9 protein-coding genes are annotated in these 18,291 nt (G+C 60.2%); 4 read left to right on the top strand and 5 right to left on the bottom strand.

All coding sequences use genetic code 11. The annotated features are described in order from the left end of the window. Positions 1 to 474 precede the first annotated feature (474 nt). From FBX99_RS01060 to FBX99_RS01045, 4 genes are all read left to right on the top strand, one after another. The gene (locus FBX99_RS01060; RefSeq protein ID WP_145130415.1) at positions 475 to 2,220 is read left to right on the top strand and encodes a hypothetical protein; all 1,746 of its coding nucleotides are present in this window, start codon (positions 475 to 477) and stop codon (positions 2,218 to 2,220) included. A gap of 350 nt (positions 2,221 to 2,570) precedes the next feature. After that, on the top strand, positions 2,571 to 6,176 hold the full coding sequence (locus FBX99_RS01055) for a Tc toxin subunit A (protein WP_144924533.1): 3,606 nt from the start codon (positions 2,571 to 2,573) through the stop codon (positions 6,174 to 6,176). A 69-nt stretch (positions 6,177 to 6,245) separates the two neighbouring features. After that, positions 6,246 to 10,379: a neuraminidase-like domain-containing protein gene (locus FBX99_RS01050; RefSeq protein ID WP_145130414.1), complete on the top strand. Its 4,134-nt coding sequence runs from the start codon at positions 6,246 to 6,248 to the stop codon at positions 10,377 to 10,379. Continuing rightward, positions 10,376 to 14,422, top strand: coding sequence for an Ig-like domain-containing protein (locus tag FBX99_RS01045; RefSeq protein ID WP_145130412.1), 4,047 nt, complete (start codon positions 10,376 to 10,378; stop codon positions 14,420 to 14,422). The genes FBX99_RS01050 and FBX99_RS01045 overlap by 4 nt, the downstream gene beginning before the upstream one ends. A gap of 9 nt (positions 14,423 to 14,431) precedes the next feature. Here FBX99_RS01045 and FBX99_RS01040 read toward each other — a convergent pair whose 3' ends face one another. The 5 genes from FBX99_RS01040 to FBX99_RS01025 are packed head-to-tail and all read right to left on the bottom strand — an operon-like array spanning position 14,432 to position 18,286. Continuing rightward, complete coding sequence (locus tag FBX99_RS01040) at positions 14,432 to 15,763, bottom strand: DUF58 domain-containing protein (RefSeq protein WP_145130410.1); 1,332 nt, start codon at positions 15,761 to 15,763, stop codon at positions 14,432 to 14,434. 17 nt (positions 15,764 to 15,780) lie between these two features. Beyond that, positions 15,781 to 16,785, bottom strand: a complete 1,005-nt coding sequence (locus tag FBX99_RS01035; RefSeq protein ID WP_144924545.1) for a MoxR family ATPase — start codon at positions 16,783 to 16,785, stop codon at positions 15,781 to 15,783. Positions 16,786 to 16,841: 56 nt separating this feature from the next. Beyond that, positions 16,842 to 17,348, bottom strand: coding sequence for a nucleotidyl transferase AbiEii/AbiGii toxin family protein (locus tag FBX99_RS29080; protein ID WP_256663993.1), 507 nt, complete (start codon positions 17,346 to 17,348; stop codon positions 16,842 to 16,844). Further along, a complete protein-coding gene (locus FBX99_RS29075) occupies positions 17,308 to 17,898 on the bottom strand; it encodes a nucleotidyl transferase AbiEii/AbiGii toxin family protein (protein WP_256663992.1) in 591 nt (196 codons plus the stop codon). The genes FBX99_RS29080 and FBX99_RS29075 overlap by 41 nt, the downstream gene beginning before the upstream one ends. Further along, positions 17,867 to 18,286 carry a DUF6088 family protein gene (locus FBX99_RS01025; protein WP_145130408.1) on the bottom strand — a complete coding sequence of 140 codons (420 nt, stop codon included), beginning with the start codon at positions 18,284 to 18,286 and terminating at the stop codon, positions 17,867 to 17,869. The genes FBX99_RS29075 and FBX99_RS01025 overlap by 32 nt, the downstream gene beginning before the upstream one ends. Positions 18,287 to 18,291 lie beyond the last annotated feature (5 nt).

Here is an 18,291-nt window from a genome sequence, read left to right as displayed (position 1 = left end):
GAATATTCAGTCCAGACCAGCCCCGTTTTGAGTTACACCCCTTATGTCTCTTTCAGAGTAGTTGGGCTACTGCTCATCAACCCCACCTCAAGCGATCAAGAGATGCGCTTCACGTTAGCTGGAAGCAACGGCGTGGCAGGTGCCAAAGTTGAAGTGAAAGTGGACTTTGCAGAGATTACGGTCGGCGAAGGCTCCGTAGCTACCAACGGATCCTGGACCGCTGAGGTACAGGTTCCGGCGGGCCCCATTTCCTTGGTGGCCGAACAGATTTATCAAAACGTCCGTTCACAACGTAGTAGCCCTGCCAGTTTCAAGATAAAGCCGCCGAAACCAACGAATATCCAAATCACTTACCCCAGCCCTGGCACGGTGCGATTCTCAGGCACTGGTTACCCCGGCGCCACGGTGGATGTTCATATTGCTAACAATAATACCCCCCAGGCTAGCGGTGAGGTGCGTGATGGCGGGTGGGTGGTGGATTGGTCCGATCAGCCTCCGGCCCGGCACGAGATGAATATCCGGCAGAAACTGGCCGACGGTTCAAGCTGGATTTACTCCGACTGGAGCGACCGGCTCACGGTCTCGATCCCTGTCCCAGTACCCACGCTGACGAGTCAGGTTGGCACGGACCGCAAACCAGTGTTTTCCGGTACCGGCCATCGTTGGGAAGGCCAGCCCGCGGCGCAGATCGAGGTGCGGCGTGAAGGCGAACAGTCGTCCGCCGCGCCCATTGTCGCTGTCCGCGCTGATAACGGTTGGACCACTACCGCCACCCAAGCCTGGGATCCGGGTATCTACCGTGTGCAAGCGTGGCAATTGTTCAAGGAGCTTTCGTCTGCACCGAGCACCACGCGGTCCTTCACCATCCCGGCCCCACTGCCCACCGTGGAGGTGCGCCAGGACGGCTTGACGCCGCATTTTTCGGGCACCTGCTTGAATGGCGCCCAAGTGAAACTCGGGTTCGATGGGGAGCAAGGCACGCCCCATGACGCCATCGTGAGCGGTACTACCTGGACGTTCACCCGGACCGAGCCTTTTACCCCCGGTCCGCATGGCGTCAGCGTGACACAGGCCCTCGGTGGCCAGACTTCCAATGCAGCGACCCTGGCGTTCGATGTAGTCGGATCAAGGCCTATCATCACCGCGCCCATCGATGTCGAGGTCGATCACAACCCCGTCGTCACAGGGACGGGAGGTATCCCAGGCGCGAGAATACAAGTGTTCGAGGCGGTGACCGACAGCTTATTGGGCGAGGCATCCGTCACTCAGAACGAATGGTCGGTGCGCCTCGAGGATCTTGCGCTCAGGACATATTGCATATATGCCGTCCAGATCCATGGCGAGCCGCCTTTTGAACCAAGCGATCCGGTGTCCTTCACAGTCATCCTGTTTCCCCCCACCATCGACCATCCTCAGCCAGGCGACAAGCTGGCCCGCAATGCGGTCATCGACGGCTATGCCCGCAAGGCGTTGGAGTTCGATACGGCGCAGGTCGAGTTGTGGCTGGGCGGTGAATTCCTGGACAGGGTGAAAGCCAGGGGCGTCGACGGCTACTGGATCTACGAGCACGCCTTGCCCGTGGGGGACTACGTGCTGCGTGCCAAACAGTTGTTTGCCGATAAGGAATCCGTGCTCAGCCCCGATCATGCTTTCACCGTCATTCCGGCCCTGCCGATCATCGAGTCGCCCATCGTGCAGCAGCACACCGGGTCGAGGGTGACGCTCTCCGGGTTCGGGTACGCCGGCGATTGGGTCGAAGTGGCCTGGAGCGATGCGCCCGACACACTGTTGGGCCGGGCCCAGGTGCAAGGGAACCGGACCTGGTCGCTGCCGTTGTCCCTCGACCGGCCGGCGGGTCCGCAGCATTGGGTGGTGCAGCAGGAAAGCGAGGGTTATCGCTCGGGCTGGAGCGAGCCCCATGAGGTGTTACAGCTGTCCAGTGCGCCGACGTTTACCGCGCCTGAAGCCGGACATTGGTTTGCGGACATGGTGCTTTTCGCCGGTACGGGCGAGACCGGCAAACGTATTGAGTTGTCGCAGTGGTTCGATTCCCGGCGGCTTGTTTCCCAAGGCGATTCGGTAACGGACGGTACCTGGAGCGCCTCGCCCGATGCCCCTTTACAGCCGGGCGCTCATTGGGTGAAGGCCCGGCAAAACGATTCGGATTGGGGCGACAGCCTGCGTTTTGAAGTGGCCCGTACTGGCGACAGCGGCGACTGACCTGGCCAGTGTGGGAGCGAGCCTGCTCGCGATAACGGTGGGTCAGGCACCGTCGATGCTGCTGAGCCACCGCCATCGCGAGCAGGCTCGCTCCCACAGGTTTGCTCCACGACCCTTCTCTCTGCGTCAGCTCTGCCGCTCATCGGGACTGTCAGAACTAGCAGGTGTTTAAGCAGGCCGCCGTGTCATTTACTGGGGCCCCAGAGCTGCTGGAAAAGGCCGGCAGCCCACTACTCATCCTGACCCAGTTACCTCTGTGGGAGCGCAGCTTGCTGGCAATAGCGATCTCAAGCACGCCATCGCCAGCAAGCTGTGTCCCAGCGTCTCAACCGTTGAAGCGGAGCACTACGATGAATGAATCTCCGGCTCAAATCGCCAGTCGTTTTTGCGAGCAACTCTTGGCTGGACGACAGGCTGATCGCCTGTCCGATCTTGAGCAGTATTTCGCAGCCGGTGGCTCGGTCTGTGCACTGGCACGCAAAGGGGTTGTCGGGCTGGTGAACGAATACGGGCTGGAACACGATGATGCCGAGGCACTCGCGCTGCGTCTCAACGGCCTGGCGACGTGGGTGTTGCGCCGCTTTATCGAAAGCCAGCTGACCAGCCCTGAGCCGCCACCTGCGCATATGCGTCAGGGATTGTTGTCGTTGATCGCCGACGGACCTACCTACGGCAAGCTGTTTCAACCTGACTTTGCCAAGAAATGTCCGGTTGATGCAATCGAAGCCATTCATTCGCCGGTGGCCTATGCAGTGTGGCTCAAGCACTGGTCGGAACAACGGTTGAGGCCTTCCGATCCAGACCAGGCCTACGCGCTCAGGACCCGGCGGGTCGACCTGAACACACTGCGTATCGATCCGGTGGCGGTGCATGGCGTGGTGTCTTCGGTCGAGGTGGTCAGCGCTGTGCTGGAAAAGTCCATCGAGGACTCCTTGGGTGAAATCGAAAACCTGGACCGTTTGCTGAGCGAGTGGCGCTATCCCAATGGCCTGCCGTATCACCATCCTTGGACCACATTGGATGAGTTGACCCGGGACCTGGGTCAGTCCGTGGGCGCGGTGGTGGAGTTGTGCGATCCCGACTCACCCTATTTCCTGCACGCATTGCCTTGGTCGGAAACCGCCGATCATGCGCTTACCCAGGCGTCTCGACTGAGCCCGAGCCAGCGGTTGATCATGACCGAAGATGCGCATTTTCCAGAGACTGATGAGGACGCGGAAGACGCCTATTTCCAGGATAACTTCGGGCTGAAGAAGGGGTCGGTTGAAAAGTACAACCTGAACCAGACCGTTTTTTTCAACCAGCGCACCAAACTGACTCAACTCGGCTTGGAAGCCTTGCTGTCGGTCGAACTGTTCGCCCCCAGCGTGTCCGAGCATGTGTTGGTCACCGACGTAGCGATCACCCCCGGGCATGCAGGCTCGGTGTTCGTCAACAATGGGGTGGCTGAAGCCTCTATGGGAATCGAGTACAGGGGCTCTGAACTCACTAACAGAATCACCCAGCTTTTTCTCGACAATGATGTTTACAGGTTCGACAAGATCGATCGCCTCAATCGCAAGATCCGCCTGGACAATGGCTTGCAACTGCCCAGCCATGAAACAGACGCATTGTTGAGTGCCATCATCGGTGCCGAATCCGCTCGGGCCGAGCTTGCAGAAGGCGCATTGGATGAGAATGCCCCCAATTACTGGATGACCGACAATACCCTTCGGGCACTGGGTCTGTTTCAGATGCTCAGGGAGAACTACCAATGTTCGGCTGAAGAGTTTGCGGCTTTCGTGGGCGACCTTTCGATTTTTGGTCGTGGCGCCGAGCGCTCGCAGTTCGACCGGGTGTTCAACCAGGACACCCTGTCGACCCCGCCTCTGGTGCTGGATGACAGCGAGTTTGCACTGGTACCGGTTTCTGAAGGGGAAGCACTGACGGTCGTACAGATTTGCGGTGGCCTGCATATCGACCTGGCCACGTATTTCACCCTGGCGCCGTTGATTGCCGACGCCCATGGCCTGACAAAGCTCAAACGCAGCCTGCCGGTGATTTCAAGTTTCTACCGCATGGCCAGGTTGCCACAGATTCTGGGCGTGGCACCGAACCTGGCGGTGACGATACTGGACCTGTTGAGCGCCGATACCTGGCGTGGTGTGTTGGCCGGGCAACCGCACATCAACCCGGAAAGAATGTCGACACCGGATGTGCTGTCGGAAATCCGTCGCCTGGAGGGCTGGGCGCGCTGGTGTGCCGACAGTGGCCTGAGCGTGGCCTGGACGGTGGAACATGTCAAACCCATTGCCGCGCCGCCTCAGCCTTCCGAGACGCAGATTCAACTCCTTGCCCAGATCCGCGGACAGCTCGCACCGGCCTTGTTCACCGAGGCGGCGCTGAGCATGGCGGGCGTATCGGCTTTGTCGAACAACCGGCAATGGACCAACCAACTGCTTGAGCTGGCGGATCATGATGGGTTGGTTATCCACCGGGACGAGTCCGCTGAGCAACCTTATGAACCCTATGCCCGTGAGGTCGTTGAGCTCGTCGTGCGGCGGGTGCTCGATCGAGAGGAGCCCGAGACCGTTGAAAAAATCCTCGGGGTATTGTTGGGCAGTCGCGCCAGCCAGCACAGCGTGGTGCAAGAGAGCCTGGCCGTGTTCGGGCAGTTGTCTTCCGCCCTGGTATTGCCGGTGCTGAGCTGGTCGGGTGGCACGGTGCATGACGTGCTTGTGCAGGTGTTGGGACGGACCACAGCGACCAATGTATCGGGCCGGGGGCCGCGTGACGAGCCGCCGGGCGATCCGTTCCTGGGCATGCTGGAGGGTTTTACCCGGCGCAGCGAGGTGGTCAAAGAACTCAGGCTGAGTGCCGAATTCCTTGCCCTTTACCTGAGCATCGGCGATGGCGTGAATGGTCTCCCTGCCGCGCAGCCTTTCACGCCGAGCGCGTTGTATTACCTGACGGTTTATAACCGTGCCGTGGTGCTCAGCCAGGCACCCGAAGCACAGTTGCTCGCTTACTTGCGGTTGGTCAACGGGCTGCCCGGGGACTTGTCTGGCGGTGGGCTGCGCCTGGTACAGGAGCAAGCCGCCAGACTGCTGGCCGAGCTCTTTGATTGCAGTGCCGAAGAGGTGCGCGCCTGCGCCAACCACGTCAATGCCGGGCCGGGCTACATCCGCACGCTTGCACACCTGGACCTGTTCACACGTCTGCGCGGGTTCTCGTTGTCGAGCAAGCTGGATGCGAAGACCACACTGAAAATTGGCTTATTGGACGAGCAAAGCTCATTCAGTCAATACGAAGAAGTGGCCCATCAAGTCGCAGCCCTGCTGACGGACCCGAACCGGGCATCGCCCCTGCTGGGTATCCAGTCCACGGCGGACCAGGTAGCGGTCGAATGCAGCGTCGACGTTGATGAGTTGGTCGCCAACAGCAATGACACGGCGCTACTGACTGTCACGGTCACTCGGGCCCAGGCCCCCCAGGGCAACGTCAATATTTACTGGGCATCGAAGCTGTGCACCTTTGACCGACCCGTCTCCACCACCGATGGCGAGGGCGTCGCCACGGTCACCGTGCGAGCCGGCACCACCATGGGCCGTGACGTGATCAGTTATCGGCTGGACGCCCGCGAGCCACAACCGGCGGTGACGCTCACACTGGGTAATGATCCCACGACATTTGCGTTCTATCGACTGGATGCCGAGATCTACGTCAGAAAAGCAAAAGTCGACAGCGACGTCACCCTGCGGGTGGTATTGCTCGACCGGTATGGCAACCCGGCGCTGTATGAACCGGTGACTTGGATATTGGGGGCACCGTTTGTCGATATCGCGACATCAACCAATGCCAGCGGTGTGACGGAGGCGACGTTCACCAGCGATGTAGGTCTGGAAATCACCCCAATCGTAAAGGTCACCAGCTCTTCAAGCCAGTTGACTTTTCCATCCATCGAATTCATCGAGTGAAAACGCCTTTGATCGAGCGCCGCGGCAGTTGGCCGGAGGGTGCCCAGGCCCAGCAGACAGGAGACGGTTATGGCCACGCAAAACATCACCCGGACGACAGCCCTGCGCCGCGATGCGTTGATCGAGCGTGCCCTGGGGATCAAGGAAATCGAAGATCGGGAGCAGAACCTGGGATTTCCACCGATCAAGACCGCCGATGACCTGCTGGAATGGCTGCGTACCGACCCCCTGGATAACCATCAGGTCAAGACCTCCTGGGTCGCCGAGGCGGTCAGTTGCTTTCAGCAATACATACACGCCGTTTATCAAAAGCTTGAACCGGGCTACTCCCACATGGAGTTCGAGAGCAAGGACCTCAAGGACTGGGACATCGCCAGCCAATACCCATTATGGGCGGCCAGCCAATTGCTCAAATGCATGCCCGAAGACTACATCACCCCTTATGCGCGTATTCGCAAGACCAGCCTGTTCAAGGCACTTGAAAGCAACCTCAACCAGACCCGGCTGACGACGGATTCGGTGCAGTCGGGCGTCCAGCAATACCTGCGAACCTTTGAAGAGGTGTGCAACCTGGACGTGCTCAATGGCTATGTCGATGGCAAGGAGGTACGCAGTGCCGACTACTATCTGGTCGGCAAGGAACGGATCGCGCCCTATCGCTATTTCTGGCGCAAGGTTGATGTCCAGGTGGACGCCGACACCCGGACCATCAACCCGGCAGCCTGGAGCGAGTGGCAACCCGTCGACATTCCCAGCGATACGCAAGTGCTCGACAGCCGCCTGGTCTTCTGGGGCGGTCGCTTGTGCCTGGTCTGGGCCGAATGGCGCCAAGCGTTGTTCGATGGCGAGGGCGGGCTGCAAAAGCCCTATGAGCTTGAATTGAAGGTGGCCTTCATCACGTTGAGCGGCCAGTGGTCGTCGCCGATACGCTTGAATCTGTCAGCATTTGATCGGGACGTCAGCCGCAATTGTCGGTTGATCGCGGTGATGTTACGCGATGATGTGGACAGGCTTTACCCCAAGGGTCGGCTGGCGGTGCACTTGACCAATGCGACAGGGCCACTGCTGCTGAGCCGGGCCAATCCGGTGGAAATCTATGAAACCCGCGACGCGCTGTTCCGTAAGGTAGACGATGAAAAATCGATCATGGACTACCTGGCGATGGTCCGGTTCCTGGATCCCTCGACCCTTCAGCAACGCGTCGTTCCGGGCGATGGTTTTTCCAGAATGACCGAAAGGGTCTCGACGCCGGGGTCTCTGGCAGAGAATTTTACGATCAAGGCTTTTGTCGTGCCGCAGGGAAATCAGCAGGCATTGTATGTCCAAGCACATTGCGCCTTGCTCACCGCCGGGGCGGCTGGAGAGATGGCAAGCTTCACGTTAACGCTGGCCTATGCTTCAGGGGATGATCCAGGCCCCTTTACTGAGGAGCACTCCACCAACGGTGGCTGGTCATTCAACTGGCACAACTTCACTCGCGATAGCTTCGCCGGTTTGACCGTCACATTCACCCTGGAAGGTGTATTGGGAGGGGAGCCTCTCGAGAACGAATTGGCGCTGGGGAAAAAAACCTTTGAGTTGGTGATACCAAGCAGCCTTCCTTCCACACAACCCCTTCCCTCCATACACAAGACCGATTCTCGCGGCGCTCAATTCCTGAACTTCAATGACCCGGCGTTGACGCTCAAGTACGCGCGCCTGAACACGCTGATCGGCGCTGAGCTGGTCACCCGTTCCAATGTTTCGATCGACGCGGTGCTCGATTGGGATACCCAGTTTCCCGCTGAGCCAGCGCTGCCCGATGGCTCGGATGAGCCCAACGGGCCGTTCGATGGCGCCAATGGTTTGTTTTTCTGGGAACTGTTTTTCCATTTGCCTCACCTGGTGGCAACGCGGCTCAAGGATGAAGACCGCTTCGTCGAAGCCCAGCAATGGTTGCATTTCATCTTCGACCCCCAGGCGCCCGCGGACACGGGGGAGGGCGTGGTGAATCCCAAGCCCTTCTATTGGCGTTGCCGGCCACTGAGCTTGCCCGACGGTGAGGGCGATGTGGGGTGTGAGGCCGACAGCCCGACCGATCCGGATGCGATTGCCTATTCGACGCCCCGGCATTACCAGATGCTGATTTTTCTCGACTATGTCGCCAACCTCGTTGCGTGGGGGGACTGGTTGTACCGGCAGTTAACTCGCGACAGCCTGGCGGCGGCCAAGCTGCAATACCTGCGTGCGAAAAACCTGATGGGCGAATCACCGGACACCCATACCCTCAGCCAGTGGACGCCCGCCACGTTGCAGGAGCTGGTCGAGGAACTGGAGGCGGGGAACGCGCTGAAGGCATTCGAAAACGCGACCGAGCTGGACTCGGGCTGGCTGCCGGTCAAGACACGGTTCTTTGAAGACCCTGGCGTCATGGTCTCGGACCGTTTCAGGTTACCGGTGAGTCAGCGGGTGTTGCAGCTTTATGAGCTACCGGCACAACGCATGTACAACTTGCGTAATAACCTGACCATTGACGGCAAGCCCCTGTCCCTCGAACTGTTCAGCACGATCAATCCTGCTGAGTTGCTCAATAACCTGGCGGCCGGTGGCGCAGGGCCTGTGCGGCCCATAGGCGGGCCTTTGCGGGTGGCGGCGTTTCGCTGGCGTGTGCTGTTCGAGGCGGCGCTGCGGGCGACGCAGTACCTGCAAGAGTGCGGTAATCAGGTCATACGGCTACTGGAACAACAGGACCGTAGCGAGCAGGAGTTGATGCAGCAACGTCACTTGACCGAACTGGGCGAATTCACCAGGGCCATGCAGGAGGAAAGCCTGGCCCAGGCCCAGGAGAACCTGGCGGCGCTGAACAGCAGCCGGGCACTCACCGAGCAACGCCGCGCGCACTATGCGGCCCTGCACTTGGAAAATATCTCCGATGCCGAATACGAGGTCATGGCGAGCCTTGATACCGTGAAAATACTCTCGGCCACCAGTACCGGGTTCGAGACGGCCGGTGCCGTCATTGACACCTTCCCCAAGATATTCGGTCTGGCAAACGGCGGACACCAACTGGGCAACGTTCCGCGCGCCGTTGGCTATGGTCTGCGGATTGCGGCGGATGTCGTACAAAGCAATGCCGAGAAGGATGCCACGTCCGAAAGTTATCGGCGGCGGCGCGCCGAATGGGGGCTGGCACGGGACCAGGCCGCGGCCGAGTTGGTGATGATCGATGACAACATCCGGGCTCAGACAAGCGCGGTCGCCACTGCCCGGGAGGGCCTGGCGCAGACTATCAGGGTCAACGCCCAGACCCAGGCGCTTTATGATTTCCTGCTCACCCGAGCCACCCGCGTCGAGCTGTACCGCTGGTACCTGGGGCAATGCAAGACCTTGCATTACCAGGCCTATGACCAAGTCCTCGGTTTGTGCCTCAGCGCCCAGACCGCCTTGCAGGTGGAGAGCGCCGAGTTTGACCTGAAACACATACGCACCGATGCCTGGCTGGACAATTACTACGGCTTGACCGCCGGGGATGCGCTGCGCCTCGATCTGCTGCGTATGGAGGCCGATTATCTGCTGCGCTATGAGCGCCGTCCGGAAATGGTCAAGACCGTGTCGTTGCGCCAGTTGTTCGACGACACAACCGATCCGCAGGAGAGCTTCGATTGCTGGGATGACGCGTTGCTGGAGTTGCAGGCTCGCGGCGAACTGAATTTCAGGCTTTCTCAGAAACTGTTCGACCGTGACTATCACAACCACTACTGCCGGCAGATCAACGCGGTAGAGGTCACCCTGCCGACCCTGCTCGGCCCCTTTGAGAACATCTGTGCAACGTTGACGCAGGTCGGCAGTGTCACCGCCATCAAGGACTCGCGTCAGTCGCTGGACTATCTCTACAACCCCAGCCTGGCCGCCCCATCCGATGTTCTGATCAACGTCAGCAGCGGTGAACAGATCGCCCTTTCTATCGGGTTGGACGATTCAGGCATGGCCGCGTTGAAGCCCGCAGAAGGGGTGCGCAACCCCTTCGAAAACACCGGTGCGGTTTCCCGCTGGACCCTGGCCTTCCCCTGGCATCTGGAAGATCGGCAGCAACAGCAGTTGCTGGCCTTGACCGACGTCATTCTGAAAGTCCGGTACACCGCCAAGGTCGGAAGTCCGGCGTTTTCCAGTGCGGTCCAGAACAAAGTGAAACCTCCAACCGTGTCCGAGGGGACGAAAAAATGAACAGAGAGCCTGTCAACACACGGACCAATATCCTGCCCAATGGACATTTCGATATGGGCTATAGCGAGTGGGGGCCGGTTGGTGGCGAGGACTACGATGTGAAACAGGGGGATTGGGAGGGGCACCCCATTTACTATATGTCTATTTACAAAGGCACCGGAATCACTCAGAAAGTGCCTGCTCCCGCAGCGCGGTCAGCGAAGGCGCGTTACCGTCTGAGCTTTTTGTACGACAACCGCAGTGTCGCTTCTGGCCTGTTCGTCCTGAGACGGCTCGGAACCGAGGACAGCCTGGAAATTGCGCTGCCGTCCAGCGCTCATGTGGCAGACCCCGAAGGCCGGGCGCTGGAGCTGACGCCTGTCTCCGTGTTGATCGGGTTCGACGTCGAACAGGACGATCTCTTTGAGTTCGTCATAACCAGCCCGAGCCAAGCCACTGCCTTCAACGACGTTATCGTCGCCCGCATCGACTTTCACCTTGAACTCGACCCGCTGGTATTGGCGCAGATCGTCAACGACGGCCAGTCCTTTACCCCGACCGCAGAACCCGTGCTTTATCTGTGTCAGGGGGCCACCGGCAGCCAGCGTCACCAGGTCTCCTTTCAACCCGCTGCGGACAGCCCCTGGCATGGCACCGAAGCGCTGCTTTGGAGCCAGGACAACCCGTTGGAGGCGGTGATCGTTACGCCCGAGTGGGGGGAAACCCAATCGCTGGTAGAAGCATGGGAAGTGGATTGCCCCGAGCTGCTCACCGACGACACCCAAGTGTTCAATCTGTCGATCTACAGCAAGTACCACGCTGATACCTACCCGATTTCGGTGTCTCTGGGGCACCATCGGCTGATGGTCGAGACTGTCCTGGAGCCGGCTTACGAGCCGGTGGTCGAGTATGAGCAGTCGGTCAAGCTTAAGGTGCGAGTGAAGTCATATTACCTTGACCTGCCGATGCGCGATTGCCCGGTGTCCTGGGTGCTGGACGGGGTGGCGCTGGATGTCGTCAATACCGATGACGGAGGCTTCGCCGCGTTCGACTTCACACCTGCGACCGCCGGCTCGTTGCCGGTACAGGCCCGCGTCGACAGCCCTTTCTATGCCCAGGGCCATGCGCTGTCGACGATCAATGTGAAAGCCCATGCCACCGACCCCTTGAAGACTGTGCGGGTCAAGTTTCCAGACATGGACGCCGCCCCATGGGGTGAAAAAACCGGCTATCCGGATCGCGGTGCATCGTATCGGCTGGAGGTGACCTTCGGTGCCGATAGCCCGTTGCTCAACCGGTCTGTCTGGTTGGAATGGGATGGCAAGTCACCTGGAGAGCTGGGGGTCACGGCTTTCCCTGATTTTTTGCACCCGGTAACGGTCACCAGTGGCGCGTTGGTCTGGCGCTTGGATTGCGAAGACCGCCTCGACGGCGAATTCAACCTTCGGTTGAAAAGTGCTGCCTTACTCGAACCTACCGTGCTCAACCTTATGTCGCTGGCTCGCCACAACCTCAAGATCGGTCCGGTGCGCGAAGCCAACCGGGTGCCGGTGGTGGATGAGCAGGACTATGTCTGGTGCATGTTGCAGGTCACGAGCCTGGGTAATGACCCGGTGGCCGGCGTGCCGGTCGAATGGGACACCTCGACGGGGCTGCAGCGGACCTGGACCGGCGTGAACGGCTGGGCCAGTGTGGTCGATCGGCCGGCGGTGCATGGGGATTACACCCTGACGGCGCGGGTCAATCCTCGTGAAGACGGACAGGTGCTGGGGCACGACTTTCAAATCCAGACGTTGCCGACCAGTGCCTGGAAAACGGCGCGCTTCACACTGGGTGACGTCGTGGTCGATCGGGTGGGAGCGGGCGCGGTGTGTTCCATGGGGCAGGCCGTGGTGTTCAAACTGACGGTCGAGGTCGGTAGCCCTTTGATCGGTAAAGAGGTTTCTCTGCGTTGGCAGGATCCGGACAGCGCCGCCTCCATTGTGATCGCCGATATGGGAACGCCGGTCCCCATCACTGCCACGGGGGTGCAGTGGAACGTTGAGCCACGGCAGGCTGATACCAGCGGTGTTTTTGACTTGCACGTGATCTCAACCGGGATGGAGCCGCTCGACCTGGCGTTTCGGTTACTGCCCCAGGATTTGTCCGCCGAGGTCGAGCTGGTGTTCGACCAGGTACCCAAGGCCTGGAGCGTCGATACCAAGGTGTATCCCTGCCTCGGCGCGATCCATGAGCTGACGGTCCAACCGGTGGATAACCTGGGCGGTTTGCATGGGTTGCTGCTGGAAACCCGCGTGGCGCCGGACTTGCCGTCGGGTTGGGTGATCAGCCCGCCGTTGACGGAAAAGCCGCCGATGACCGCCGGTGGTGTTCGTTACCGCTGTGACTTCACGGCGACGACCGCAACCGCCGAGCGTAGCTGGGCCGTGCATGTCCTGGGTGTTGATGCGTTTACCCAGCCACCGGCATTCGGCTTGAAACTGGCCCATAACAAAGTGGTGATCGATACGCCTTATGAGGTCGCCACCGATCCGGTCCTGAGCAAGGGGGAAAGTGCGCGGCTGGCAGTGCGCTACGTGTCGGCTTTCACCGGCAGACCGGCAAATGATGTCAGTGTCGCGTGGGAGGACGGCGATGGGTCCTTGAGCGGAGCAGACGGTATCGCCCAGCGCGACTACCGGCCGGCCATGGCGGGAAACCAGGAGATCCAGGCACGGGTCAGCAATCTTTATGACGCTACCGAGGTCGCGCACACCTTTGCCGTGTATGCCCATGAAGAAGATCCCTGGCTCGACCTGAACGTACACATACATTCGGGAGAGCCCCGACCCTGGGGCGAGCACACGTTCTTTCCGCGCCGCAAGGAGAGGCTGGACCTGACGCTTTCAGTACCGCCGGGCAGCCCGTTGCTTAATCAGGAACTGAAGATGGGCTTCAGCGGGGCTCACGAACTGGACACGGCGCTGGTGTTCGGGCCAGTAGGCTTGGGCGAGTCGCTGCCTTGGCGTGATGATGGTGTGCCGATCAGCCTGGTGGCCGGTGACCAGACCGATGCTGCGTTCTATTTGCAGCTGGCCGCCTCGCGGCTGTTGTCGCGTTCGCCGCTGAACGCGTTTTCCCTGGGCAGCCATGTGCCGGTGGATGTCATGGCGGCGACGAATGAGGGGCGCACGGTCGTCGACTGGGGCGAGACCCTGTCGTTTGAAATCACCCTGATCAGCGCCTTGACCGGCCAGCCCGCACGAAATGCACAGGTGACCTGGAGCGGTACTGACGAGGCCATGGAGCCGGTGGTGACGACCACTAATTTCTACGGCGTTGCACGGTTCGCTTTCATTGCCACGGTTGCCGGGCCGGGGACCGTGACAGCCCGCGCTGTTGCAGGCGTCGAGGTGGTGGCGTTCGATTACCTCGTGCACGAGGCTTGCGTGATTCAGAGCTTGACCGGCGATGATCTGGAGGGTGTACCGGGGGACGAAATCAGCGCCGAGGCGACGGTGGTCAGCGCGGCGACCGGCGAGCCGGTCAAAGGGGTGAAAGTGCACTGGTTTTTCAAAGGCGTTGTGCTGGAGCCGGTGCCCACCGATGAACAAGGCAAGGCGCGGGTTGTCTTCGAGCTGCCGTCGAGGATAGGGCGCTATGTGTTGAGTGCATCGGTGCGCGGGGAGTTCGGGTGGGATTCGGATCGGTTGCCGGCCGGGGTGTTGGGGACGGTGGATAGCTGGGTGCAGGAGTTTACGCTTCGGCTGGATGAGCGCCCTATCGATATGGATGACCTGGTCAATCGGAGGATGTACTTCACCCATGCGAAAAGCCATATTTTGGAGTTGAGCGTCAAAAAAGACAGCAGTTTGATTAATAGCACCAACGTTTCCCTGCATATGCGGGAAGGGGAGGCTCTGCAATTGGAGTTCGATCCTCCGTTGTTCCAGTCTCAACCGGTGAGCGGGGTTCCCCTGAGATGGGTTATCGTAACCAAGGAATCGCGTTTTGGCAGTTTTGAGTTGCAATTTGTCAGCCCGGCTCTGCCGTCACGATCATTACCGTCCGAGGTGAATGTTTAATAACTTTGGCTATAAATTCCCCGCCTTCTTCCACCCCAGATACAACGTCACCAGCTCGGCCCCCAACTCGCCGGGCCGGGCTTGCAGGACCGCTACCCCCTGGGCGCTCAATCGCTCATGCAGCTCGGTGCGGGCATTCAGATACTCCACCGTCCCGCAATAAGCCAATGCATCGGACAAGCTCTGCACCGGTGTTTCCCGCAGCCGGTCCAACGCCTCTTCCCGCAGGCTGGCCACCAGCACCCGATGCTGTTGGCCGAGGCGTTTGACAGCGCTCAGCAGGTCTTCGTCGTCCTCGTCCCGCAGATTGGTCACCAGCACCACCAGGGCCCGGCGTTTCTGGCGGGTCAGCAGTTCGTTGACGGCGGCCTGGTAGTCGGCGGGGCGTTGGCTGCTGTCCAGGTCGTACACGGCATTGAGCAGTACGTTGAGTTGGCCCTGGCCTTTGGCCGGGGTGAGGTAGCGCGGCTGTTCGCTGGCGAAGGTGCTCAGGCCCACGGCGTCACCCTGGCGCAACGCGGTGTAGCAGAGCAGCAGGCAGGCGTTGAGGGCGTGGTCGAAATGCGACAGTTCATCGTCCTGGCTGCGCATGCGTCGGCCGCAATCGAGCATGAAGATGATTTGCTGGTCGCGCTCGTCCTCGTACTCCCGGGCGATGGGTGTGCGGTGGCGGGCGGTGGCCTTCCAGTCGATCTGGCGCAGGCTGTCGCCCTCGCGGAATTCGCGCAGTTGATGAAACTCCATCCCCTGGCCGCGCCGCTGGCGCTGGCGCACGCCGAGCTGGTTGAGCCAGTTGTCCACTACCAGGAGCTGGCCGTCGTAGAGCCGGGCGAAATCCGGGTAGACGCGGGTTTCATCGCGGGCGTCCAGCAGGCGCTTGTCGGACCACAGGCCCAATGGGCTTGGCAGGTTGATCTCGCAGTGTTCGAAGTTGAAATGTCCACGCTTGAGGGGACGCAGGTGATAGCCGACCTGACTGTGCTGGCCGGGTTGCAGCTCGACCGACAGTGGCAGATATTCGAAATCCAGGCCGTTGGGTACATGATCGAAGACCTGGACGTTCAGTGGCTGGTGAACGTTGTGAGTAATCACCAGGTGAACGTCGCTCCAGCGACCCAGTGCCAGGCTCCCGGGCATTTGCCGTTGCACGCGTGGCGACGGCAAGCGCTTGAGGCGCACCGCGTCGAGGAGCGCCAGGGCCAGCAGGGCCAGTTGCAAGCCCCAGTTGATGGACACCAACGACGACGGCACCCCGACGCCCAGCGCCTGCAGCGTACCCAAGGCAATGCCGAGGGCCAGCAGGACCGCCAGCCAGATCAGCAAGAGGCGCGAGGGCTTCATCTCTGATTCCATCATCCTCACAAACGCGGCGCCGGTACTTGGTCCAGCAACTGCCCCAATACCTGGTCCACCGAGAGCCCTTCGATGTCCAGCTCGGGCGCCAGGCGTACCCGGTGGCGCAACACGGCCAGGGCACAGCCCTTGATGTCATCCGGCACCACGAACTCGCCGCCGCGCAGCAACGCCCGAGCCCGGGCACAACGCACCAGCGCGATCGAGGCCCGTGGCCCGGCGCCCAGGCTCAGCCCCGGCCAGCAGCGGGTGGTGCGAGCCAATCGCACGGCATAGTCGAGTACCTGATCGTCCATCGGCAGGTCGCTGGCGATGCGTTGCAGCGCTTGCACGTCCTTGGCCTGCAACACCGTGCGCAAGGGTTGGACATCGAGCATGTCGGCGCGGGTCGAGCGGCTGACCTGGCGCACCATGTTCATCTCCTGTTCGGCATCGGGGTAGTCCATGCGCACCTTGAGCATGAAACGGTCGAGCTCGGCTTCCGGCAGCGGGTAGGTGCCTTCCTGTTCGATGGGGTTCTGGGTAGCCAGCACCATGAAGGGCTGGGCGATGGGCAGGGCACGGCCTTCGAGGGTCACCTGGCGCTCCTGCATGGCTTCGAGCAACGCGGCCTGGGTCTTGGCCGGCGCGCGGTTGATCTCGTCCGCCAAGAGCAGGTTGGTAAACACCGGCCCCTTGCGCAAGTTGAACTGCTCGGTCTGCAAGTCGTACACCGCATGCCCGGTGACATCGCTGGGCATCAGGTCGGGAGTGAACTGGATGCGCGCGAACTCGCCGCTGAAACAGCGGGCCAGGGCACGCACCAACAGTGTCTTGCCCAGACCCGGAACACCTTCGAGCAATACATGGCCACCGGCGATCAAGGCCGTGAGCACGTCGTCGATGACCGCAGCCTGGCCGACCAGGGCCTTATGCAGCTCGGTGCGGATGGCCTGGGCCAACTGACTGGCGCGCTGGCGCTGTTGGGCGGCATGGGCCTGGCTGCCGGCAGGTTCGTTCTGTTCAGTCATAAATTCCGGAGCCTTTCTAACGGTTACATGAGATTTTATTGACCAAAACCAGCCAGTTACCCGAGCTGATTTTGATTCAGCAGTCGCTCTGCGACAGCAGCGAAAGCGACAAAGCAGGTCTGAAAATCCGGTTTGTCCACGGCGTAGAGCAACGGCTTCAGGCGCTGTTCGAAGTTCATCTTCAGCCCTTCGTGGGTTGCTGCAGTGGCCAAGCTTCGCCGAAGTACCGCGTAGGGAGCCTGATCGAATTCCGGGTGTTGTCCCTTGAATTCCTCGACATCCTTCTGGACCAGCGCTTCAAAAATCTGGCAGGCGGGTTCTATGGCATCAGGCTGGCTCCCTGCGATACGCCAGACATCGTAAACGTGGCGAACCAAGGCCGTATCAAATTCGCCGCGTTGATTCCCATCCCAGTTCCAGGCGCAGCGGCGTAGGAGCGACAGTACTTTCTCAGCTAACGTCTCTGCCACGGTTATACATGTCATGGAAAAACGGTCAGGTACTTCGCGAGGGACAAACTGGTCAAGCATATACCCCATTTCGCGCTTCTCGGCGGCCAGCATGGGGGGGCCTATGAATCAGTTCAAGCTTGAGCTGTGGTCGAAGTACGCCAGACACATCCTGGAAATGTGCACCATAGGAAATCAATAAGCAGTAGTAACGCCGGCTGTCGCGCAGGACCGGGTTTTCGTTGTCATCATGGAGCACATGTTCGAAGCCCATTTCTGTCAAACAACGCTCCACCTCTCGTTGCAAATCCTTCAAGCGCCCTCGATCCCCTTTTGGCAGAGCGTAGCCTTCCGGTACCTCCTCCAGCATGACCTTGATGTCAATGTCTTCGGACATCCGCTCGATAAGGCCATAAGCTTTCGAAAGGCAGGTGCCGCCAGCGAAGATCAGTCGTGTGGCCAGAGGGATCGACGCCGGTCTGGTATCTCCCTTCCGGCGATCCCTTTGCTGCGCCGTGTGCGTCATCTGGATTTGCGCCAGAACGCGTAATGCATCGGTGATGTGCTGATCTTTTTCAGCTACAACAGCGGGTAGATTCCCCAGTAATCCGGCGGTGGCGGCATCTTCGATATCAGACTTCAGTTCGTCTGGAATTTTTTTCATAAGTTAAGGTGTTATTTCCTACCGTCACTTTCCGTGAAATGCGTCGACGTCCTGTGTTAACAGTCGCTCCCATTGGGATCTGGGTCGATTTGCCGCTGTTGTACTCCGAAACGAGCGAGTTGGGTTCCACAGAAATTTTGAGTTTGCGGAAGAGCTCCGCTGCGATCATTTCCAGTGTCCCCGCTGGGGTCGGCTTGCCGGTGAACTTGTTGATGCGGGTCTTGGCGAACGCTCCCTTGCTCACGCGGATGAGCATTCCGTCCTCCACAAAGCGAGCCAGCACTCGTCCAACCTGAGAGTCACTCCCCATCTTGGCAAAGTCCGAGCGCAGGACGACCACGCTTGCGCGCTGCTTGATCGAGCGAGCCATGCGTTCTTCAAGTTTCATACCCT

Source organism: Pseudomonas sp. SJZ074, assembly GCF_007828215.1.
Classification (GTDB): domain Bacteria; phylum Pseudomonadota; class Gammaproteobacteria; order Pseudomonadales; family Pseudomonadaceae; genus Aquipseudomonas.
This window is presented reverse-complemented; position numbering and strand designations above follow the sequence as displayed.